General features: G+C 66.0%; 21 protein-coding genes. 11 read left to right on the top strand and 10 right to left on the bottom strand.

The window, feature by feature from the left end; translation table 11 throughout:
- Nucleotides 1-25: 25 nt before the first annotated feature.
- The 3 genes from EPK82_RS00075 to purM are packed head-to-tail and all read right to left on the bottom strand — an operon-like array spanning nt 26 to nt 2,453.
- Nucleotides 26-742, bottom strand: a complete 717-nt coding sequence (locus EPK82_RS00075; RefSeq protein ID WP_037053210.1) for a DUF3108 domain-containing protein — start codon at nt 740-742, stop codon at nt 26-28.
- Nucleotides 743-750: 8 nt separating this feature from the next.
- On the bottom strand, nt 751-1,395 hold the full coding sequence (gene purN / locus EPK82_RS00080) for a phosphoribosylglycinamide formyltransferase (RefSeq protein ID WP_037053209.1): 645 nt from the start codon (nt 1,393-1,395) through the stop codon (nt 751-753).
- The gene (purM, locus tag EPK82_RS00085) at nt 1,395-2,453 is read right to left on the bottom strand and encodes a phosphoribosylformylglycinamidine cyclo-ligase (protein WP_134675430.1); all 1,059 of its coding nucleotides are present in this window, start codon (nt 2,451-2,453) and stop codon (nt 1,395-1,397) included. The genes purN and purM overlap by 1 nt, the downstream gene beginning before the upstream one ends.
- Nucleotides 2,454-2,840: 387 nt before the next feature.
- Between purM and EPK82_RS00090 the strand changes: the two genes are divergently transcribed.
- From EPK82_RS00090 to hda, 3 genes are all read left to right on the top strand, one after another.
- The gene (locus EPK82_RS00090; protein WP_134675431.1) at nt 2,841-3,881 is read left to right on the top strand and encodes a DUF2066 domain-containing protein; all 1,041 of its coding nucleotides are present in this window, start codon (nt 2,841-2,843) and stop codon (nt 3,879-3,881) included.
- A 72-nt stretch (nt 3,882-3,953) separates the two neighbouring features.
- Nucleotides 3,954-5,042, top strand: a complete 1,089-nt coding sequence (locus tag EPK82_RS00095; RefSeq protein ID WP_134675432.1) for an AI-2E family transporter — start codon at nt 3,954-3,956, stop codon at nt 5,040-5,042.
- Nucleotides 5,039-5,743, top strand: coding sequence for a DnaA regulatory inactivator Hda (hda, locus tag EPK82_RS00100; protein WP_037053203.1), 705 nt, complete (start codon nt 5,039-5,041; stop codon nt 5,741-5,743). Before EPK82_RS00095 ends, hda begins: the two co-directional genes overlap by 4 nt.
- Before the next feature lie 28 nt (nt 5,744-5,771).
- On the opposite strand, the gene EPK82_RS00105 is transcribed toward hda, so the two are convergent.
- From EPK82_RS00105 to arsC, 4 genes are read right to left on the bottom strand one after another with little or no spacing between them, the layout of a single operon-like run.
- Nucleotides 5,772-6,455 carry an alpha/beta fold hydrolase gene (locus EPK82_RS00105; protein WP_134675433.1) on the bottom strand — a complete coding sequence of 228 codons (684 nt, stop codon included), beginning with the start codon at nt 6,453-6,455 and terminating at the stop codon, nt 5,772-5,774.
- The gene (locus EPK82_RS00110) at nt 6,455-6,865 is read right to left on the bottom strand and encodes a DUF2069 domain-containing protein (RefSeq protein ID WP_037053201.1); all 411 of its coding nucleotides are present in this window, start codon (nt 6,863-6,865) and stop codon (nt 6,455-6,457) included. Before EPK82_RS00110 ends, EPK82_RS00105 begins: the two co-directional genes overlap by 1 nt.
- A gap of 2 nt (nt 6,866-6,867) precedes the next feature.
- A complete protein-coding gene (gene wrbA / locus EPK82_RS00115) occupies nt 6,868-7,464 on the bottom strand; it encodes an NAD(P)H:quinone oxidoreductase (protein WP_134675434.1) in 597 nt (198 codons plus the stop codon).
- Nucleotides 7,461-7,814: an arsenate reductase (glutaredoxin) gene (arsC, locus tag EPK82_RS00120; RefSeq protein WP_037053199.1), complete on the bottom strand. Its 354-nt coding sequence runs from the start codon at nt 7,812-7,814 to the stop codon at nt 7,461-7,463. The genes wrbA and arsC overlap by 4 nt, the downstream gene beginning before the upstream one ends.
- Nucleotides 7,815-7,951: 137 nt before the next feature.
- Between arsC and EPK82_RS00125 the strand changes: the two genes are divergently transcribed.
- The gene (locus EPK82_RS00125; RefSeq protein WP_134675435.1) at nt 7,952-9,169 is read left to right on the top strand and encodes a YihY family inner membrane protein; all 1,218 of its coding nucleotides are present in this window, start codon (nt 7,952-7,954) and stop codon (nt 9,167-9,169) included.
- Nucleotides 9,170-9,444: 275 nt separating this feature from the next.
- A complete protein-coding gene (locus tag EPK82_RS00130; RefSeq protein ID WP_037053195.1) occupies nt 9,445-9,645 on the top strand; it encodes a hypothetical protein in 201 nt (66 codons plus the stop codon).
- 48 nt (nt 9,646-9,693) lie between these two features.
- Here the strand turns inward: EPK82_RS00130 and EPK82_RS00135 are convergent, their stop codons facing one another.
- Nucleotides 9,694-10,086, bottom strand: coding sequence for a hypothetical protein (locus tag EPK82_RS00135; protein ID WP_037053193.1), 393 nt, complete (start codon nt 10,084-10,086; stop codon nt 9,694-9,696).
- A gap of 114 nt (nt 10,087-10,200) precedes the next feature.
- Entirely contained in the window at nt 10,201-11,607 is a 1,407-nt protein-coding gene (locus EPK82_RS00140; protein ID WP_134675436.1) for a PilZ domain-containing protein, read from the bottom strand.
- Nucleotides 11,608-11,637: 30 nt separating this feature from the next.
- On the opposite strand from EPK82_RS00140, the gene EPK82_RS00145 reads away from it, so the two are divergent.
- The 4 genes from EPK82_RS00145 (at nt 11,638) to EPK82_RS00160 (ending at nt 15,663) form a co-directional block, all read left to right on the top strand.
- Entirely contained in the window at nt 11,638-12,114 is a 477-nt protein-coding gene (locus EPK82_RS00145) for a TlpA disulfide reductase family protein (RefSeq protein WP_167494311.1), read from the top strand.
- A gap of 100 nt (nt 12,115-12,214) precedes the next feature.
- Nucleotides 12,215-13,387 carry an MFS transporter gene (locus tag EPK82_RS00150; protein ID WP_134675437.1) on the top strand — a complete coding sequence of 391 codons (1,173 nt, stop codon included), beginning with the start codon at nt 12,215-12,217 and terminating at the stop codon, nt 13,385-13,387.
- 219 nt (nt 13,388-13,606) lie between these two features.
- Nucleotides 13,607-14,284 carry a response regulator transcription factor gene (locus tag EPK82_RS00155; protein WP_037053189.1) on the top strand — a complete coding sequence of 226 codons (678 nt, stop codon included), beginning with the start codon at nt 13,607-13,609 and terminating at the stop codon, nt 14,282-14,284.
- Nucleotides 14,281-15,663: an ATP-binding protein gene (locus EPK82_RS00160; RefSeq protein ID WP_134675438.1), complete on the top strand. Its 1,383-nt coding sequence runs from the start codon at nt 14,281-14,283 to the stop codon at nt 15,661-15,663. Before EPK82_RS00155 ends, EPK82_RS00160 begins: the two co-directional genes overlap by 4 nt.
- A gap of 231 nt (nt 15,664-15,894) precedes the next feature.
- Here EPK82_RS00160 and EPK82_RS00170 read toward each other — a convergent pair whose 3' ends face one another.
- Nucleotides 15,895-16,893: an AraC family transcriptional regulator gene (locus tag EPK82_RS00170; RefSeq protein WP_037053181.1), complete on the bottom strand. Its 999-nt coding sequence runs from the start codon at nt 16,891-16,893 to the stop codon at nt 15,895-15,897.
- A 165-nt stretch (nt 16,894-17,058) separates the two neighbouring features.
- On the opposite strand from EPK82_RS00170, the gene EPK82_RS00175 reads away from it, so the two are divergent.
- Both EPK82_RS00175 and EPK82_RS00180 read left to right on the top strand, forming a co-directional pair.
- Nucleotides 17,059-18,198, top strand: a complete 1,140-nt coding sequence (locus EPK82_RS00175) for an acyl-CoA dehydrogenase family protein (RefSeq protein WP_047590734.1) — start codon at nt 17,059-17,061, stop codon at nt 18,196-18,198.
- Nucleotides 18,199-18,289: 91 nt separating this feature from the next.
- Nucleotides 18,290-19,471 (top strand): CaiB/BaiF CoA transferase family protein, encoded by a 1,182-nt coding sequence (locus tag EPK82_RS00180; RefSeq protein ID WP_134675439.1) that lies wholly within the window; start codon nt 18,290-18,292, stop codon nt 19,469-19,471.
- The last annotated feature ends 14 nt before the right edge of the window (nt 19,472-19,485 follow it).

Below are 19,485 nucleotides of genomic sequence, written 5' to 3' on the forward strand. Positions count from 1 at the left end.
GCCCGGTTTTTTATTGCCTGTGAGATCAGTCGCGGCGACCTTCGACCTGCTTGCCGTCGACCGTGCCTTCCTTGAGCATGATCTGGTATTCCTTGCCGTCGGTTTCCACCTGGTGCAGGCGCACCAGCAGGTGCCCCCAGTCCTTGGCGAACCACAGCACGGTCTTGCGGCTGCTCTGCGTGGGGTCACGGACGCGCTCGACCTTGATCGCATCGATCAGGCCGGCCTTGGTGCGCACCACTTCCTCGCCGAGCACGCGGAAGTCGTAGGTCTCGATCTCGTCGCCATCGACCACCTGGTAGCTGACGCTCTTCTTGCCGGCGGCGACGTCCTGTTGCAGGGCGATCTGGTAGGTCGACTTGTCCAGCAGGCCACGATTGAGCGGGAAGGTCACGGCGTCGCCACGGTCATTGCCGATGACTTGCTTCTGCTCCCAGTCGAAGTCCTGCTCGACCTTCTTGCCCTTGCCCAGACCGCTGCGATTCAGGCGGTAGGTCAACGGCATGAGGGTCTGGTTGTCGACCCGGAAGGTGCTCTCCTCGGTCAGGCCGGCGACCAGCATCGAGGCTTCGAAGTTGAGGGTCCAGCGGCCGTCGGCATCCTGCTTGAGGCTGCGTTCGGCGCTGCCGCTGACGGGCAGCTGTTTCCAGTCCGCGGTGTAGCTGGCGGAGAAGGGCAGCAGGTCTTCGGCAAGAGCGGGCAGGCTGAGCAGGGTCAGGGCGAACAGCAGGGCACGACGCATAGAGTCTCCTAGGTTCGGATCAGGTGGCCGCCAGCGGGCAGCGGCTTGCCGTCCAGCATTGCGCCTTGCGCACCAAGACGCAAGCGACCTTCGGCAAACCAGCGAACCGCCAGCGGGTAGATCGCATGTTCCTGCTGGTGCACGCGACGGGCCAGGCTCTCGGCCGTGTCGTCCGGCGCGACCGGCAGCACTGCTTGTACGACCAGAGGGCCACCATCGAGTTCCTCGGTGACGAAGTGCACGCTGCAGCCGTGCTCGGCGTCTCCGGCCTCCAGGGCGCGCTGGTGGGTGTGCAGGCCCTTGTGCCTGGGCAGCAGCGAAGGGTGGATGTTGAGCAGGCGACCGCTGTAGTGGGCGACGAAACCAGGGGTGAGGATGCGCATGAAGCCGGCCAGCACCACCAGCTCGGGCTGGTGGGCGTCGATGGCCTGGATCAGTGCGGCATCGAAGGCTTCGCGGCCATCGAACTGCTTGTGGTCGAGCAGTTCGGTGGCGATGCCAGCCTGCCTGGCGCGTTCCAGGCCATAGGCATCGGCGCGGTTGCAGACCACCGCAGCGATGCGAGCCGGGTTGCCGTCGTGGGCGATGCTGTCGATCAACGCCTGCAGATTGCTGCCTGAACCGGAGATCAGGACGACGACATTGCAGGGCATCAGTGGCCTTTCAGGTTGTTCAGCTGAACCTGCGCCGCGCCTTCGGCCGCCGCGTTGATCTGGCCGATGACCCACGGCTCCTCACCGCTGGCACGCAGGCTGGCCAGGGCGGTTTCGACCTGATCCTGGGCCACGCAGATGACCATGCCGACGCCGCAGTTGAGTACGCGGTGCATTTCGTGCTCGTCGACGTTGCCTTGTTCCTGCAGCCAGTCGAACACCGCCGGGCGCTTCCAGCTGGCCACGTCGATCATGGCCTGGGCGCCTTGCGGCAGCACGCGCGGGATGTTGTCCAGCAGGCCGCCGCCGGTGATGTGGGCCATGGCCTTGACCGCGCCGGTGTCCTTGATCAGCTTGAGCAGCGGCTTGACGTAGATGCGCGTCGGCGCCATCAGCAGGTCGGTCAGCGGCTTGCCGTCCAGTTGTACCTGCTCGATGTCGGCGCCGGAGACTTCGATGATCTTGCGGATCAGCGAGTAGCCGTTGGAGTGCGGGCCGGAGGAGGGCAGCGCGATCAGCGCGTCACCGGTGACCACCCTGGAGCCGTCGATGATCTCGCTCTTTTCCACCACGCCGACGCAGAAGCCGGCCAGGTCGTAGTCCTCGCCTTCGTACATGCCCGGCATCTCGGCGGTTTCACCACCGACCAGGGAGCAGCCGGCCAGCTCGCAGCCGGCGCCGATGCCGGTGACCACGGTGGCGGCCACGTCGACGTTGAGCTTGCCGGTGGCGTAGTAATCGAGGAAGAACAGCGGCTCGGCGCCACAGACCACCAGGTCGTTGACGCACATGGCGACCAGGTCCTGACCGATGCTGTCGTGCTTGTTCAGGTTCAGCGCCAGGCGCAGCTTGGTGCCGACACCATCGGTACCGGAGACCAGAACGGGCTGCTTGTAGCCGGCCGGGATCTCGCACAGGGCGCCGAAGCCACCCAGGCCACCCATGACTTCCGGACGGGCGGTGCGCTTGGCCACGCCTTTGATGCGTTCGACCAGGGCTTCACCGGCATCGATGTCGACACCTGCGTCCTTGTAGCTGATGGAGGGTTGCTTGCTCATAGATCCGGGCCTTTGGATGGGGAGTTCGTGTAGGCGCCGACTGGGCGCGGGCTCATGCACAGAGCCCGGCGCGCATAGCGGCTGGCGAAGGCGCGCGATTTTATCAGGCTTGCCCGGTAGCGGCCACTCGCACGCATGCGCTTTGTCGCCGGGCCTGCCTGCGGTTGCCGGGGCACCAGCGGCTGTTTAAGGTATAGGCCTTTGCGCACGCCGGCAGACCGTTGCATGACTGCCTGCGTTGCCATTGCTGCGTCGAAGCCGGCCCGCAATGCTCGTTCACCCTGCGTGAAATCGAGCGCTGCGGGCCGGCTTTTGCCTGGCACTGGCCGACGCTCGGGCTGTTCAGCTGCCTGCGCCGCGTGCCGCCATCCCTAGCGAGAGTTCGCCATGCGTCTGTCTGTCCGCCTGATGTTCATCTGTCTCACCTGCCTGGGCCTGCCGGCCATGGCCGCGCCGGTCGCCGAGCTGTACCAGGTCCGTGAGGCGGTTGCCGACCAGCAACCGGAAAACCGCGATGTCGCCATGCAGCAGGCGCTGCAGACCCTGGTCCAGCGTCTGACTGGTGACACCAAGGCGCTGCAGAGCGCTGGCCTGGAGGGATTGCGCAAGGACCCGCAGCAGATCGTCAGCCGTTACGGCTACGAAGGCGATGCGCTGGTGGTCGAGTTCGACCCGGCCAGCACCGACCGCGAGTTGCGCAAGGCTGGTCTGGCGCTTTGGGGCAGCAATCGCCCGGCGATCCTGACCTGGTGGCTCAGCGAATCCGTTGGCGGCAGCCAGTTGATCGGCGAGAGCCAGGGGGCGGCAGCGATGCTGCGCGCGGCGGCTCAGCACCGTGGCTTGCCGTTGCGTCTGCCGCTGGCCGATCTCAGCGAGCAACTGGTGGCAACCGGCGAAGCCCTGGCGGCCAATGACCCGCAGGCCTTGCGCGAGGCCTCCGAGCGCTATGCCGCCGACGCCATGCTGGCTGTGCAGGCCACCGAGGCAGGTGGCGCCTGGCAGGCGACCTGGCGCCTGTGGCTGGGCGATGAGCGCGAGCAGGGCAAGGCCGAGGCGGCCGACCAGGCGGCGTTGGCCGATGCCGTGATGCTGGCGGTCAATCAGCGTCTGGCGCCACGTTTTCTGGTCAAGCCAGGCGCGGCGCAGAGCCTGACGGTGGTGATCGAGGGGGCCGACCTGGGCCGCTTCGCCGCGCTGGAGCGCCTGCTCGAGCCGTTCGCCGCGCGCCTGGTGGACGTCGACGGGCAGACGCTGACCTACCAGGTCAGCGCCACCGCCGAACAACTGCGTGCACAGCTGGCCCTGGGACACCTGCAGGAAGTGACCGAGCCAGTGGACGCTGGCGAGCCGGTCGCCGGGCCGGACGGGAGCGGCAGCGAAGCGCCGCAGGTGAAACCGCGCACCGATCAGCTGCGATTCCGTTGGTAGACTACAGGGCGGGCTGAGTGTGCAGCCCTGTCACGCGGCGCCTGGGCGCCGTTTCGCATCGAGGACGCGAGCATGACCGATTCCACTCGTTGGCTATGGATGGCCGGGCTGTTTCTGCTCGGCTGGCTGCTGTACCTGCTGCACCCGATTCTTTCGCCTTTCCTGATCGGCATCCTGCTGGCCTACCTCGGCGATCCGCTGGTCGATCGCCTGGAGCGTCATCGCCTGTCGCGCACCGGCGGTGTGGTCGTGGTGTTCGCCCTGTTCGCGCTGGTGCTGCTGATCCTGTTGCTGGTCCTGGTACCCATGCTCGGCCGCCAGCTGGTGCGCCTGTATCAGCTGGCGCCGGAGATGCTCGACTGGCTGCAGGGCACGGCGCTGCCCTGGACCCAGTCGCACCTGGGGCTGCAGGATGTGCTGCAGCTCGATCAGCTCAAGCAGGTGTTCACCGAGAACATCGGCAAGACCACCGACGTGCTCAAGCTGGTGCTGGCCCAGGCGACGTCCTCGAGCCTGGCGTTCCTCGCCTGGCTGGGCAACCTGCTGCTGATTCCGGTGGTGAGCTTCTACCTGATGCGTGACTGGGACCTGCTGGTCGAGCGCATGCGTCGCCTGTTGCCGCGCCAGCGTGAAGGGCTGGTGGTGAAACTGACCAGCGAATGCCATGAGGTACTGGGCGCCTTCCTGCGTGGGCAGCTGCTGGTGATGCTGGCGCTGAGCGTCATTTATGCCTCGGGGCTGATGCTGGTCGGCCTGGAACTGGGGCTGTTGATCGGCCTGCTGGCCGGCCTGGCGAGCATCGTGCCGTACATGGGCTTCATCGTCGGGATCGGTGCGGCGCTGACCGCCGCGCTGTTCCAGTTCGGCCTCGATCCCTACCCGCTGCTGGGCATCGGCGTGGTGTTCATGATCGGCCAGATGCTCGAAGGGATGGTGCTGACGCCAATGCTGGTGGGGGATCGCATCGGCCTGCACCCGGTGGCGGTGATCTTCGCTATCCTCGCGGGCGGCCAGCTTTTTGGCTTCACCGGGGTGCTGCTGGCGCTGCCGGTGGCTGCCGTGATCATGGTTTTGCTGCGTCATGCTCATGATTTATATAAACTTTCCGGTCTTTACGGAGAGTCCAATAGCGGTTCCGATGAACCGCCGAGCCCTGCATGAAACCAATCCAGCTTCCCTTGGGGGTGCGTCTGCGTGACGACGCGACCTTCGCCAACTACTACCCCGGTGCCAATGCGGCGGCGCTGGGCTATGTCGAGCGTCTGTGCGAGGCCGATGCCGGCTGGACGGAGAGCCTGATCTACCTGTGGGGTGGCGAAGGCGTAGGGCGCAGTCACCTGCTTCAGGCGGCCTGCCTGCGTTTCGAGCAGCGCGGCGAAGCGGTGGTCTATCTGCCGCTCGGCGAGGTGGTGCAGCACGGCCCGGAACTGCTCGACAACCTCGAACTGTGCGAGCTGGTCTGCCTCGATGACCTCGATGCGGTGGCCGGGCGCAGCGATTGGGAGGAGGGCCTGTTCCACCTGTTCAATCGCCTGCGCGACAGCGGCCGGCGCCTGTTGCTGGCCGGCACCATGTCGCCGCGCGAGCTGCCGATCCAGCTGCCGGACCTGAAGTCGCGGCTGACCCTGGCGCTGGTCTTCCAGCTGCACGAGCTGTCCGACGAAGACAAGCTGCGCGCCCTGCAGCTGCGTGCCTCGCGACGCGGCCTGCAGATGAGCGATGACGTCGGTCGCTTCATTCTGACCCGTGGTGAGCGCAGCATGAGTGCGTTGTTCGAGCTGCTGGAACGCCTGGATCAGGCTTCGCTGCAGGCCCAGCGCAAGCTGACCATTCCCTTCCTCAAGGAAACGCTGGGCTGGTAGGGGCTGGCGTGGGTATCTGCCACAGTCGCTAGCCTTGCTGCTGCGCGATGTCCGCCATGAAGGTGCGAATCGCCTGTGCGCAGGCGTGTGGGCGTGCTTGCAGAATGAAATGCGGCCCGTCCAGGCGGACCTGGCGCAGGTCATCGCAATGCGCGGCAAGGCTGCCGGCTGCCCTGGCCGCAACCAGACGATCCTGTTGTGGCCATAGCTGCAGGGCGGGCACGGCGAGACGTCCTTGCGCTGCCCGCAGTCCTGCCAGGCTGCCGAGGCGGGCACGTAGCAGCGCTTGATCCAGACCGCGAATTTCCTCCTGTACCCGTCTCAGTACTGCATCCTCGACGTCGCGACCCAGGCACAGCGCGCGCAGTATCGGCGCGTGCGTGAGCAGTGCCGGTGGCATGGGCATGTGCCTGAGCAGCGCGAGGAATGGGGACGGGCGGGTCAGGAAGGTGGCGGCGAAGATGACGGCGCGCAGGCCTTCGGGTTTTCGCAGCGCCAGGCGAAACGCCAGTGGGCCCGAGAAGGATTCACCCAGCAGCACGAAGGGGGCATGCCCCAGTTCAGCGAGCAACCTGTCGGTCAGGCTGGCGTAATCCTGCGGGCCTTGATCCGGGAGTGCGAGCGGCTGGCAGTCGACATCCCGCAGCGCTTCGAGCAGAGGGGCGAAGAGGTTGCTGCTGCCGTTGAGTCCTGGCAGCAGCACCAGACGCATCAGGCGTCTCCTGCCAGCTTGCGGTCGTACTGGAAGCGCCAGCGGGTGTAGAGCAGGGCGCAGCAGAACAGGTTGAAGCTGATCAGCGCCTCCAGCACGCCGAACAGGGCGCGTGCCGGGTCGATGGCGGCGAGCACGCCCTGGATGAAGTAGAGGTTGACCACGAAGCAGGCCCAGGCGTGGGCGCGGGCGTTGCCCAGGACGATGCCGGGGGCGAGCAGCGCCAGCGGCAGCAGCTGGATGGCCAGGACCACGCCGATGCGTGCGCCGTGCAGGTCGGCGAAGGCCAGGTTCCAGACCAGCAGCAGGAGCAGCAGGGCGACGAAGCTGAACAGGCTGAGCGCGCGGCTGAGCTTCATGCGTGGTTGCAGCCACTCGAGGCTGGGCAGGGGTTTCTTCTCACGGGCCACGATCAGCGCTCCAGTTTGCTGGCGGTCTGGGCCAGGCGTTGGCCAAGTGCGCGGCACAGGGCGGTTTCATGTTCGTCCAGTGCCCGTTTGCCATCGCCGCCGGCATGGTGGCTGGGGCCGTAGGGGGTGCCGCCGCCGCGTGTGTCGAGCAGCGCCGACTCGCTGTAGGGCAGGCCGCAGAGCAGCATGCCGTGATGCAGCAGGGGCAGCATCATCGACAGCAGCGTGGCTTCCTGGCCGCCATGCAGGCTGGCGGTGGAGGTGAACACGCCGGCAGGCTTGCCGACCAGCTCGCCGGTCAGCCACAGGTTGCTGGTGCCGTCGAGAAAATACTTCAGCGGCGCGGCCATGTTGCCGAAGCGGGTCGGGCTGCCCAGGGCCAGGCCCGAGCAGTGCTTGAGGTCATCCAGGGTCGCGTACATCGCGCCGTCCGCGGGCACGTCGGGGGCGACCGCCTCGCATTCGCTGGAAACCGCCGGCACCGTGCGCAGGCGCGCTTCCAGACCGGCCATCTCCACGCCGCGGGCGATCTGTCTGGCCATCTCCGCGGTGGCACCATGACGGCTGTAGTAGAGCACCAGGATATAGGGCGAACTCATGCCAGCAGCTCCAGCACCTTCTCCGGCGGGCGACCGACCACGGCCTTGTCGCCGGCGACCAGGATCGGACGTTCGATCAGCTTCGGGTGGCTGACCATGGCGTCGATCAGCTGCGCCTCGTCGAGGCTGGCGTCGGCCAGGCCCAGGGCCTTGTACTCGTCTTCGCCGGTGCGCAGCAGGGCACGGGCGCCGATGCCGAGCTTGCCGAGGATGCTCGCGAGCTGTTCGGCAGTGGGCGGCGTTTCCAGGTAGCGCACGACGGTGGGCTGCAGGCCTCGGGCCTCGAGCAGTTCCAGGGCACCGCGCGATTTGGAGCAGCGCGGGTTGTGATAGAGGGTCAGGTCGGTCATGGTGGCTCGCATCCGGCGTGAAGTGGCGGGTATTCTAACCGCCTGGTGCGCGGATGCACGAAAACCACCGGGTGACTCGGGTGCGACCTTTTCTCGCGGCGCACGGTCTGTTCAGGTTTGAAGGCTAAGGAGAGGTCATGCAGCGTCATCTCAGGGACTGGCTGGGGTTCTGGCTGAGTCTGTACCAGCGTTTCATGGAGAACCGCGGGGCGGGTAACGCGGCGGCGCTGACCTACACCACGCTGTTCGCCGTGGTGCCGATGATGACCGTGACCTTCGCCATGCTGTCGGCGATTCCGGCATTTCAGGGCGTCGGCGAAGAGATTCAGGCGTTCATCTTCCGTAATTTCGTACCCTCGACCGGCGAGACGGTGCAGGAATACCTGCGCGAGTTCACCACCCAGGCGCGCCAGCTGACCTGGTTCGGCGTCGGGCTGCTGGCGGTGACGGCCTTTCTCATGCTGGTGACCATCGAGAAGACCTTCAACGTGATCTGGCGCGTGCGTCAGCCGCGTCGCGGGATGTCCAGCTTCCTGCTCTACTGGGCGATCCTCAGCCTGGGCCCCTTGCTGCTTGGCGCGGGGTTCGCGGTGAGCACCTATATCGCCTCGCTGGCGCTGATTTCCGGGCCGGATGCCGTGCTGGGAGCCAAGACCCTGCTGGCCTTCGCGCCGCTGCTGTCCAGTATCGCAGCCTTCACCCTGCTGTACGCGGCGGTGCCCAACACGCGGGTTCCCTTGCCCCATGCACTGCTCGGCGGGCTGTTCGCCGCGATTCTGTTCGAGGTCGCCAAGGCACTGTTCGGCCTTTATGTCCGCCTGTTCCCCGGTTACCACCTGATCTACGGGGCGTTCGCCACCGTGCCGCTGTTTCTAGTGTGGATCTACCTGTCCTGGCTGATCGTGCTGTTGGGTGCCGAGCTGGTGTACGGCCTGTCGCAGCCTCGCCACTGGCGGCGAGAACCGATCGCCAAGGCGCTGATCCTGCTGGTGATCCTGCGCTTGCTGTTGAAGCGTCAGCAGAAGGGCGAAGCGCTGCACCACGGCGACCTGCAGCGCGCCGGCTGGCGTCTGCCGGAGGACCAGTGGGCCGAGGTGCTGAGCTTTCTCGAGCGCGAGCGCCTGGCATGCAAGGTCGGTAATGCGGGCTGGGTGCTGTGCCGCGACCTGCACAACTTCACCCTGCATCAGTTGCTGGAACTCAGCCCGTGGCCATTGCCGAACGTCTCGCAGCTGCCCGCGCAGCTCGACGAGCCCTGGTACCCGAGCCTGTGCAAGGGCCTCGAGCACCTGCAGAACGAGCGCGAAGAACAGTTCGGTATCAGCCTGGCGCTCTGGTTGCCGGGCAAGGAGTGAGCGCACGCCGTCGCTGAGGGTGGCGTGAAGGATCACCGGCATTTCCGGGAGAAATGCTTGACGTCGCGTAGCGACGGCCCGGAGGGGCACTGCCAGGGATGGCAGGTGACAAAAAACGTCAGTTTGCGGCGTCACTACTCCGTGCTTTCATCAATGCAGCAGGCGTGACGCCGAGTAACGGCGTGATACACAGGGCTGGCATGTTTCTGGCAACGGCAGTTTCAGTTGCTATCGAACTGCCAGCAGGGCAGGGATCGCTGAGGACGCATGCAGGAATGACTGGCAGAAACAAAGTAATCCATCTCCATCGACGCGACCCGCAGGACGCGCTGGAGCGTCTCAACCGCATCACCGGGCTGCGTTTCGCGCGCTGGCCCGAATCGCTGCTCGAACAGGTCGCCCCCGAGAATCTGCCGCAGGCTGCGGAGCCGGCCGTCGAGCAGCCTTCCTCCAACCCGGAGGCTTCCTCCGGCTGAAACGAAAACCCCGCGCAATGCGCGGGGTTCTGGTCTTGCCGCTTCGCCTCAGGCGAGTGCCTGGCGACTTTCGCTGCTGGCCTGCTCGACGGCTTGCACGAAGAACTCCTCGACCACCAGGCTCTGCGCCGGCACGGCGGAGCGCAGGCGCACCTGCATGTCTTCGACTTTCTGCCGCACCGGCATGCGTGCGATGCCGGACAGCAGGATCTTGCCCTGGGCATTGACCTTGCCGTGGTCGACATTCACTTCGCGGCGCTTGTCACCGTCGCGGTAGCTGACCAGCAGCGATACCGGCAGGTTGGCCAGGCCCGGCAGTTGCAGCCAGGTCGCGACGTTGTATTCGGCCACACGACCCTCGTAGGGCGTGACCACCAGGCGAGCGACGTCGACGATGCGTGAGGGTACGGAGCCGATCAGCTTGTCTTGCGCTTGGGACATGATGCTATTCCAGGCAGGTTGAGACTTCAGTGCCAGGAATTATAAGCAGCCCTCGCGTGACGAAACTGTGCGCTCGACAGACAGGATGCGTGATTGGGATCGCACTTTTGTGTATCAAGCCAGACGCAAAGGATGGCGCGTGACCGACGAGGTTCCCAGGTTGCTTTCGGGCAGCGGCAGGATGGCCTGGTTGTGCACGCTGGCGAGTTGCAGCCAGAGGTGTTCTCCGGTGGCGAACTGGCCGTTGGGCAGCCACAGGCCGTGATGCCAGCCGTTGCCAGGGGCCGGGGTGCTCTGCAGCACGCCGGGGTGGGTTTGCGCGTTGGGTGCCCGCCGCAGCCACACCGGACGCGGCAGGCCCTTGAGGTAGCGCAGGCCCAGGTGCAGGCCTTCGGCGTTGAGGTGGCGCCAGCGCACCAGGGCCAGCGTGGGCGTGCCATAGGTGAGCAGCAGCACCAGTTGCCCGACCTGCAGTTGCCCCCCTTCGTTGGCATTGCACAGCAGCCTGGCGCCGCCGGGGCTGGCGTCGAGTATCTGCGCCTCGGTGCGTTGCGGCAGCTTGTCGAGCAGTTGCGCGTGAATGGCCGGCAGCCCGACCACCAGGCTGCACTGGCCGTCGAGTTCGGCACGTTCATGGCGACGTTGCTGGCGCGTCAGCCAATGCTGGCGCACGCGCTCGAGCAACTGACGTTCCTGGCCGCTCTGCAGCGGGGCCGGCTCGTGCAGGGCGATCAGCAGGGCACCCAGTTCGAAGCGGCGAAGATTTTCCGGCTCGCCCTCGGCCTGCTGTTCGAATGCCAGGCAGGGCTGCGACTCGCTGAGATCGACCAGTGGGCCCTCGGCTTCGTCTTCCTCGTCCCAGGGCAGCAGCCTGGCCAGTGCCGCGAGCGGGGCGAGCGCACTGAACAGCGTCAGGCACTCACCTTCGTCCAGGTGGAAGGGGTTGCTCTGCGCCAACAGCAGCATCTGCTGGTAGAGGCCGCGCAGGGTGCTGGCCGGCTTGGGATCGAAGGCCGCCGCGACCGGTTCGTCCAGGCACTGCTGGTGCTCGCCGATCCAGTACAGCAGGTGGCTGTCGCGCCACAGGGCCGCGGGTGGTTCCTGGTACAGCTGGTAGTGGCGCAGCAGCTGTTGTGCGAGAAAGTGCTGGGCCATGTACAGGCACCAGGCCAGGTGCGGCAGGGATGGCTGGCGGCCTTGCAGGATCTGCAGCAGCAGGCGCTTGAAACCGGTCGCCAGCTCGCCGCACAGGCGTACGAACAGCGCGCTGGGCGGTGGCTGGCGATTCGCCAGGCTGGCGTAGTAGCGATACTCGTCACTGAAGCTTTGCAGCGCACGTTGCCTTTCCAGTAAGGTCAGGCCGCTGCGATTGAGCGTGAACAGCAGGCCCAGCACTTGCTGCAGGCCGTGTTCCGCCTCGAGCAGGCGCGCGGCGGCGAGTCGTTCGACGATCTCCGCTGGCGATACACTGCTGTCCTCGCGGATGTCCGGTACTTCCAGACGCAGGGCATCCAGCGTCATATCAACCCCGAGAGGACGAGGATCGAGTACATGGGCTTACGGCTCCGGATTGTCGGCAAGGCTGTTCTGGGTATTTGCGCCGGTCTAGTGTTGGCCGGTTGCAGCGAAGACTTCGGACCTGATCAGCATGGACGAAAGGTAACGGCTGACAGCCTGGATGGCCAGTGGCTGGTCATTAATTATTGGGCCGAGTGGTGCGCGCCTTGCCGCACGGAAATTCCCCAGCTCAATGCATTGGCGAAGGCGCTGGAAACGCAGTCGGCGCAAGTCATCGGCGTCAACTTCGATGGCTTGCAGGGCGATGCGCTGAAGCGTGCTGCGGATGGCTTCGACATTCGTTTCACCGTGCTTGCCGAGGACCCAGCAGCGCGTTTCGAACTGCCGCACAACGATGTGCTGCCGGCGACCTACATCGTCGATCCCGAGGGCAGGTTGCGTGAGCGCTTGGTCGGCGAGCAGACCTCGGCGGGGCTGCAGGCGCATCTGCAACGCCTGCGCGAGGAGTGACGCGCCGATAAAAAGCACTGCGACGAGCAGTCGCAGTGATAGATAGCATGCTAAGCTTTTGTCGCGGCCGAACCTGCGCCGTGTTCCATGAGCTTGCCCGATGTCCACACCCCATCTCGTTCGTGGCAGCGCCGGTTACCGGCGTGCCACCCTGGCGCTGTTCTGCGCCGGCTTCGCCACCTTCGCCATGCTCTATTGCGTGCAGCCGCTGCTGCCGCTGCTGGCTGCGCACTTTCGCGTCTCGGCGGCCAGCAGCAGCCTGGCCCTGTCGCTGACCACCCTGAGTCTGGCCCTGTGCCTGCTGGTATCCGGCGCCCTGGCGGAAAGCTGGGGGCGCAAGCCGGTGATGGCTGCTGCACTGGGGCTCGCTGCACTGTTGGGAATGGCCTGTGCGCTGGTGGACGAGTGGAGCAGCCTGCTGTTGTTGCGCGCCCTGCTGGGCCTGGCCCTGAGTGGCCTGCCGGCGCTGGCCATGGCCTATGTCGGCGAGGAGTTCGATCCCGAGGCGCTGCCCGCCGCCATGGGCCTGTACATCGGCGGTACGGCCCTGGGTGGACTGCTCGGGCGTTTGCTCGCCGGGCTGTTGAGCGACCTTGGCGGCTGGTCCTGGGCCCTGGGCGGGATTGCCTTGCTGGGCCTGCTGGCGCTGCTGCTGTTTCTCTGGTTGCTGCCGCCGTCCCGGCATTTCTCCGCCCAGCCACTGTCGCTACGCGGGCTGCTGCGCAACTTCATCCTGCACCTGGGCAACCCGCGCCTGCGTGTGCTGTTCGCCCTGGCATTCCTGCTGATGGGCGGTTTCGTCGCGCTGTTCAACTACGTGGGCTTTCGCCTCGCCGCCGAGCCATTCAACCTGTCCGCCACGGTGATCGGCCTGCTGTTCACGGTCTACCTGCTGGGCATCTTCAGTGCCGGCTGGGCAGGGCGGCTGGTGCCGCGCTTCGGTGCGCGTCAGGTGCTGTCCGGGGGCATCGCCCTGATGCTGCTGGGCGTCGCCCTGTGCGTCGGGCCCTGGCTGGGTTCGGTGGTCGTCGGGCTGGCCCTGTTCACCCTGGGCTTCTTCGCCGCGCATGCGGTGGCCAGCGGTCAGGTCGGCGCTCATGCGCAGGGCGCCAAGGCGCAGGCATCGGCGCTCTATCTGTGTGCCTATTACATGGGCTCCAGCGTGGTTGGCTATGGTGGAGGGTATGTCTGGGAGCATGCCGGCTGGCTGGCATTGCTCGGCGTATTGGCCATGCTGTTCGTGCTGGCGGCTGTCCTGGTGCGACGCCTCTAGGCTGTTTGGCGCTCATTCAGTAGGTGTTCAAGGAAGGTTCAGCGCCTGTTCAGTAGTCTTCCCGCAGGCTTGGCGTCGAGTCGTTGATGGCCGCGCCGAGGCCTGCAACCCTGGCGTGGCGCTTCGCTACCGACAGCGGTTGTGGCTGTCGCCGACTTTTTCGTTATCTGGCCGGGTATCTGCCCGGCCTTCGCAGTCTTGAGTAGAAGGGAGAAGAACATGAAGTTGCTGGTGGTGGAGGATGAGGCGCTGCTGCGTCACCATCTGTTCACTCGCCTCAGCGAGAACGGGCACGTGGTGGATGCCGTGCGCACGGCTGAAGAGGCGTTGTACCGTGCCGAGTCGTTCAATCATGACCTGGCGCTGGTCGATCTCGGCCTGCCGGGCATGAGCGGTATCGACCTGATCCGGGAGTTGCGCAGCCAGGACAAGCATTTCCCGATCCTGATCCTCACCGCACGTGGCAACTGGCAGGACAAGGTCGAAGGGCTGTCCTGCGGGGCGGACGATTACGTGGTCAAGCCGTTTCAGTTCGAGGAGCTGGAGGCGCGCCTGAATGCCTTGCTACGTCGCTCGTCGGGGTTCACCAAGTCGACCATCGAGGCCGGTGCGCTGGTGCTGGACCTGAACCGCAAGCAGGCGAGCGTCGATGAGCAATCCCTGCAGCTGACGGCCTACGAGTACCGCATCCTCGAGTACCTCATGCTGCATCATCAGCAGGTGGTGGCCAAGGAGCGCCTGATGGAGCAGCTCTATCCGGGCGACGACGAACGCGACCCCAATGTCATCGAGGTGCTGGTGGGGCGTCTGCGGCGCAAACTGGAGGCGCTGCTGAACGGCAAGCCGATCGAGACGGTGCGTGGCCAGGGCTACATGTTCAACGAGCGCTGCAAGTGAAGCGACTGCGCAGCATCCTGCGCAAGCTGCGCATCCGCCTGGGCTCGCTGCGCCTGCGGCTGATGCTGGCCAGCGCGGCCCTGGCGATGCTGTTCATGCTGTCGCTGATGCCGGTGCTGCAGGGCGTTTTCCTCATGGCCCTGGAACAGACGGTGGAGAAGCGCCTGGCCTCCGACGCGGCGGCGCTGATCTCGGCCGCGCGCATCCACGATGGCGAGCTGCACATGCCGGAGAAGATGCCCGACGAGGAGTTCGACAACCTCGATTCCCATCTGCTGGGATTCATCTTCGACCGGGACGGCACGCTGCTCTGGCGTTCGCGCTCGTCCATCGACGAGCTGGTGCGCTACCTGCCGCACTATGACGGCCAGGGCCACGAATTTGCGCGTATCCGTGACGACAGTGGCCATGAGTACTTCGTCTACGACATCGAGGTGGACCTGCTGCGCGGCGATGAAACGGCGCTGAGCATCGTCACCATGCAGCCGACGCGTGAATATCAGGTGCTGTTCAACGGCTTCGCCTGGCAGTTGCGCCTGTGGCTGGGCATCGCCCTGCTGGTGCTGCTCGGCTTGCTGTGGTTCGGCCTGACCTGGGGCTTTCGCAGCCTGCGCGGGCTCAGCGATGAACTCGATGGCGTGGAGGCGGGCACGCGCCAGCGCCTGAGCGACGATCACCCGCGCGAGCTGCTGCGCCTGACCAATTCCCTCAACCGCCTGCTCGACAGCGAACGGCGCCAGCGCGAGCGCTATCGCGACTCGCTCGAAGACCTCGCCCATAGCCTGAAAACGCCGCTCAGCGTGCTGCAGGGCATCGGCGAGACCCTGGCCGTTCAGGAGGGCAATCGCGAGCAGGCGCAACTGATGCAGGCGCAGATCGAGCGCATGAGCCAGCAGGTCGGCTACCAGCTGCAGCGTGCGAGCCTGCGGCGCAGCGGCCTGGTGCGCCATCGCGAGCAGATCTGGCCGCTGCTGGAAGGCCTGTGCCGTTCGCTGGACAAGGTCTATCTCGACAAGCAGGTGGAGGCGACGCTGGAGGTGCCCGAGCACAGCCAGGTCACCATGGAGCGTGGTGCCCTGATGGAGCTGCTCGGCAACCTGCTGGAGAACGCCTATCGGCTGTGCCTGCAACGGGTGCGGGTGAGCGTGCAGCCGTTGCTCGACGGCTGCCTGATCACCGTCGAGGACGATGGCCCCGGCGTGCCGCAGAATCAGCGTGAGCGCGTGCTGCAGCGGGGCGAACGGCTGGATGCGCAGAATCCGGGGCAGGGCATCGGCCTGGCGGTGGTCGAGGACATCATCGAGAGCTACGACGGAGAGCTGAGCCTGGAGGATTCCGAACTGGGCGGCGCCTGTTTCAGGGTGCGCCTGTACGACTGAGGCGCATGCCTCAGTCAACCCACTGCGGGTTCCACAGCGCTTCCCAGAGATGCCCATCCGGGGCCTGGAAGTAGCCGGCATACCCGCCCCGGAAGGTGGCCTGCGCCGGTTTTACGAGCGTCGCGCCTGCGTCATGAGTGCATCGACCTCTTCCGCGCTGGCCAGATTATGGCCAAGGGTGATGACGCTGATACGGGATCGCATGGGCGCGCTCCTGTTATGCCGTGGCGGTCAGCCCTCCTGGGCACGATAGGCGCCAGGGGTCAGCCCGGTCCACTTCTTGAACGCCCGATGGAATGCAGACGGCTCGGAAAAGCCCAGCTGTTCGGCGATGTCCTGGATGGCCAGTTCGTCGCGGCCCAGGTGATAGATCGCCAGGTCACGGCGCAGGTGGTCCTTGAGTTCCTGGAAACTGGTGCCTTCCTCGCGCAGGTGACGGCGCAGGGTCTGCGGGCTGGTGTGCAACTGGTGAGCGACCTGCTCGAGGTCGGGCCAGGTACGGCAGTCGCGCCCGAGCAGGCGGCGAATCTGGCTGATCAGGCTGTCACCGCCGTCGGGGCGTGCCAGCAGATCGGCCGGGGAGTGCTCGAGAAACTGCTTGAGGGTGCGCTCGTCCTGCAGCAGCGGCATGGCCAGGTAGCGGGCATGGAACAGCAGGCTGGTCTGCCCGGCGGCGAAGCGTCGGCTGCAGGGAAACAGCAGTTCGTACTCGGCGACATGTTCCGGCTCGGGGTAGGCGAAGGTGGCTTCCTCGAGGCGGATGCGCTGGCCGATCAGCCAGCTGCCGAGGCGGTGCCAGATCACCAGCAGGCTTTCCACCAGAAAGTGATCCGGGTCCCACAGCGTGCTGTCGTCCACGCTCAGCCGCGCCCAGTCGCCCTCGCGCTGCAGGTGGATGCTCGGTGCATCCGGGAACAGGCCATAGAACAGGGCACCACGGCTCAGGGCCTTCTCCAGGCTGCGGCAATGGATGATGGCGTGGCCCATCATGGCGAAGGTGCCGCGTTTGCTGGGCTGGCGCCCGAAGCCCAGGTACTCGTCGTCCAGTGCCTCCCAGAGCAGCTGCATCAGCCGGGCGAACTGCTCGGGGGCGATGCGTGCACGCGGTTCCACCAGCACCGCCGGCTGGATACCGGCCTGGCGCAGTAGCGCGTCGCAGGCGAGGCCGCGGCGCCCGGCACCGCGCAGCGCGGCGCGGACGAAGTGGCTGGCGATGGTGCGTTCGCGCATGCTGGCTTTCCAAGGTCGAGGGGCACCGATGGTAGGCGGCTGGCGTTCGCGGCGGCAAGCCAGCCGAGCGATTGGGTCAATTCAGGCTGAGCGCATGGGTCATTGAGGGGGCAGCGGGGCGGCACTTACCCTCTGGCTCATAAAAAACAGCGGAGGACCCGCCCCATGCAGCGCACTCATTTCGACACCGAACACAACCTGTTTCGCGATGCCTTCGCGGCATTCCTGGACAAGGAGGTGGTGCCCCATCAGGAAGCCTGGGAAGAGGCCGGAGTGGTGGATCGCAGCGTGTGGCGCAAGGCGGGCGAAATGGGCTTCCTGCTGCCCTGGGCGGACGAGGAATATGGTGGCACGGGGCTCAAGGACTTCCGCTACGAGCAGATCATGTGCGAGGAGCTGGCGCGTATCAACGAGCCCGGTTTCATGATTCCGCTGCACTCGGCGCTGTGCGGCCCCTACATCGCCGAATACGGCAATGCCGAGCAGAAGGCGCGTCTGCTGCCAGGCATCATCCGTGGCGAGACCATCCTGGCCGTGGCGATGACCGAGCCGGCCGCCGGCTCCGACCTGGCCGGCATGCGCACCACGGCGGTGGACAAGGGCGATCACTGGCTGCTCAACGGCTCCAAGGTGTTCATCTCCAACGGTTACCTGGCCGACGTGGTGATCGTCGCGGCCAAGACCGATCCGGCCAACAAGCACGCCATGGGCCTGTTCCTGGTCGAGCGTGGCATGCCGGGTTTCGAGCGCGGCAAGAAGCTGAAGAAGCTCGGCATGCACAGCCAGGACACCGCCGAACTGTTCTTCAACGAGGTCAAGGTGCCCAAGGAGAACCTGCTCGGTGATGCGAAGGGCGGCTTCTTCTACCTGATGAACATGCTGGCCCAGGAGCGCCTGACCAACGCCTGTGGCGCGGTGGCCGGGGCCGAGGCGGCGCTGCAGGCGACCGTCGAGTACGTCAGGGAACGCCAGGCCTTCGGTCGCCCGGTGGCGCACTTTCAGAACACCCGCTTCAAGCTCGCCGAGATGCGCACGCAGATCGACGTGGCGCAGGTGTTCACCGACCGCTGCGTGATGGACCACAACCAGAAGCAGCTCAGCCCCGAAGTGGCTGCCGAGGCCAAGCTGTTCACCACCGAGCTGCTCGGCAAGGTCGTCGACGAGGGTGTACAGCTGCATGGCGGTTGGGGCTACATGTGGGAGTATCCGATCTGCAAGATGTACGCGAACGCGCGCATCCAGCGCATCTTCGCCGGTACGTCGGAGATCATGAAGGAAATCATCAGCCGTGGCATGAAGCTGTAAGGTCGCGCAGGAGCGATCAGCGCATCGACGTTGCGGGGGCGTATGAACGCTGCCGCCGCGTCGGCCAACCGGTCACTTATCAGGAGACGCCATGAGCGGCCCACTGTCTTCGTTGAAGGTTCTCGACTTCTCCACCCTGTTGCCAGGGCCATTCGCTTCCTTGCTGCTCGCCGACATGGGCGCAGAGGTCCTGCGCGTCGAGTCGCCGACGCGCATGGACCTGGTGCGCGTACTGCCTCCACACGATGGCGGCACCTCCACCAGCCACGCCTACCTGAACCGCAACAAGCGCAGCATCGCCCTCGACCTCAAGCGCGCGGAGGCGGTCGAGGTGGTCAAGCAGCTGGTGCGTGAATACGACATCGTGCTGGAGCAGTTTCGCCCCGGTGTGATGGACAAGCTGGGCGTCGGCTACGAGGCGCTCAAGGCGATCAACCCGAGGCTGATCTACGTGTCGATCACCGGTTATGGCCAGAGCGGGCCGTATCGTGATCGCGCCGGGCACGACATCAACTACCTCGCACTGGCCGGCATCGCCAGCTATACCGGGCGTGCTGACAGCGGCCCGCTGCCGCTGGGGGTACAGCTGGCGGACCTGGCCGGCGGCTCGCTGCATGGGGTGATCGGCCTGCTTGCCGCCGTGGTGCAGCGCCAGGTGAGCGGCCAGGGCCAGCAGGTCGACGTGAGCATGACCGATTGTGCCTTCAGCCTGCATGGCATGGCGGGCGCAGGCTACCTGGGCGCCGGTGTGGAACCCGACATGGAGAATCAGGCGCTCAACGGTGGCAGTTTCTATGACTACTACCGCACGCGCGATGGCCGCTGGTTCTCGGTCGGCAGCCTGGAGCCACAGTTCATGCAGCAGTTCTGCGCCGCCATTGGTCGTCCCGAGCTGGCGGCACGCGGGCTTTCGCCCAAGGCGGACGACCAGCGTGCGCTCAAGCGCGAGATCGAGATCGAGATCGAGAAGCGCGACTTCGCCGAGTGGAGCGAGGTGTTCGCCGCGCTGGATGCCTGCGTCGAGCCCATGCTGCCCCTCTCCGAGGCGGTGGTGCATCCGCAGATCAGGTCCCGTGAATTGGTGGTCGAGGTGCCGCGCGAGGGGCTGCCGGCGCAGGCGCAACTGGCCTGCCCGCTGAAATTCTCCGACGGCCTGGCGCCACCCCGGCATGTCGGCGCAGCAGTCGGCGCGCACACCGAGCAGGTGCTGCAGGAACTGGGTTACGACGCCGAACGGATCGCCGCGCTGCGCGAGGCGCGCGTGTTCGGTTGAGTCGCGCTGGAGCG

The organism is Ectopseudomonas khazarica (assembly GCF_004521985.1).
GTDB lineage: Bacteria > Pseudomonadota > Gammaproteobacteria > Pseudomonadales > Pseudomonadaceae > Aquipseudomonas > Aquipseudomonas khazarica.

What these genes read in the sequence shown, in the direction of transcription:
- EPK82_RS00075 (WP_037053210.1), bottom strand. Translation starts at nt 742, where the DNA reads ATGCGTCGTGCCCTGCTGTTCGCCCTGACCCTGCTCAGCCTGCCCGCT.
- purN (WP_037053209.1), bottom strand. Translation starts at nt 1,395, where the DNA reads ATGCCCTGCAATGTCGTCGTCCTGATCTCCGGTTCAGGCAGCAATCTG.
- purM (WP_134675430.1), bottom strand. Translation starts at nt 2,453, where the DNA reads ATGAGCAAGCAACCCTCCATCAGCTACAAGGACGCAGGTGTCGACATC.
- EPK82_RS00090 (WP_134675431.1), top strand. Translation starts at nt 2,841, where the DNA reads ATGCGTCTGTCTGTCCGCCTGATGTTCATCTGTCTCACCTGCCTGGGC.
- EPK82_RS00095 (WP_134675432.1), top strand. Translation starts at nt 3,954, where the DNA reads ATGACCGATTCCACTCGTTGGCTATGGATGGCCGGGCTGTTTCTGCTC.
- hda (WP_037053203.1), top strand. Translation starts at nt 5,039, where the DNA reads ATGAAACCAATCCAGCTTCCCTTGGGGGTGCGTCTGCGTGACGACGCG.
- EPK82_RS00105 (WP_134675433.1), bottom strand. Translation starts at nt 6,455, where the DNA reads ATGCGTCTGGTGCTGCTGCCAGGACTCAACGGCAGCAGCAACCTCTTC.
- wrbA (WP_134675434.1), bottom strand. Translation starts at nt 7,464, where the DNA reads ATGAGTTCGCCCTATATCCTGGTGCTCTACTACAGCCGTCATGGTGCC.
- arsC (WP_037053199.1), bottom strand. Translation starts at nt 7,814, where the DNA reads ATGACCGACCTGACCCTCTATCACAACCCGCGCTGCTCCAAATCGCGC.
- EPK82_RS00125 (WP_134675435.1), top strand. Translation starts at nt 7,952, where the DNA reads ATGCAGCGTCATCTCAGGGACTGGCTGGGGTTCTGGCTGAGTCTGTAC.
- EPK82_RS00130 (WP_037053195.1), top strand. Translation starts at nt 9,445, where the DNA reads ATGACTGGCAGAAACAAAGTAATCCATCTCCATCGACGCGACCCGCAG.
- EPK82_RS00135 (WP_037053193.1), bottom strand. Translation starts at nt 10,086, where the DNA reads ATGTCCCAAGCGCAAGACAAGCTGATCGGCTCCGTACCCTCACGCATC.
- EPK82_RS00140 (WP_134675436.1), bottom strand. Translation starts at nt 11,607, where the DNA reads ATGACGCTGGATGCCCTGCGTCTGGAAGTACCGGACATCCGCGAGGAC.
- EPK82_RS00145 (WP_167494311.1), top strand. Translation starts at nt 11,638, where the DNA reads ATGGGCTTACGGCTCCGGATTGTCGGCAAGGCTGTTCTGGGTATTTGC.
- EPK82_RS00150 (WP_134675437.1), top strand. Translation starts at nt 12,215, where the DNA reads ATGTCCACACCCCATCTCGTTCGTGGCAGCGCCGGTTACCGGCGTGCC.
- EPK82_RS00155 (WP_037053189.1), top strand. Translation starts at nt 13,607, where the DNA reads ATGAAGTTGCTGGTGGTGGAGGATGAGGCGCTGCTGCGTCACCATCTG.
- EPK82_RS00170 (WP_037053181.1), bottom strand. Translation starts at nt 16,893, where the DNA reads ATGCGCGAACGCACCATCGCCAGCCACTTCGTCCGCGCCGCGCTGCGC.
- EPK82_RS00175 (WP_047590734.1), top strand. Translation starts at nt 17,059, where the DNA reads ATGCAGCGCACTCATTTCGACACCGAACACAACCTGTTTCGCGATGCC.
- EPK82_RS00180 (WP_134675439.1), top strand. Translation starts at nt 18,290, where the DNA reads ATGAGCGGCCCACTGTCTTCGTTGAAGGTTCTCGACTTCTCCACCCTG.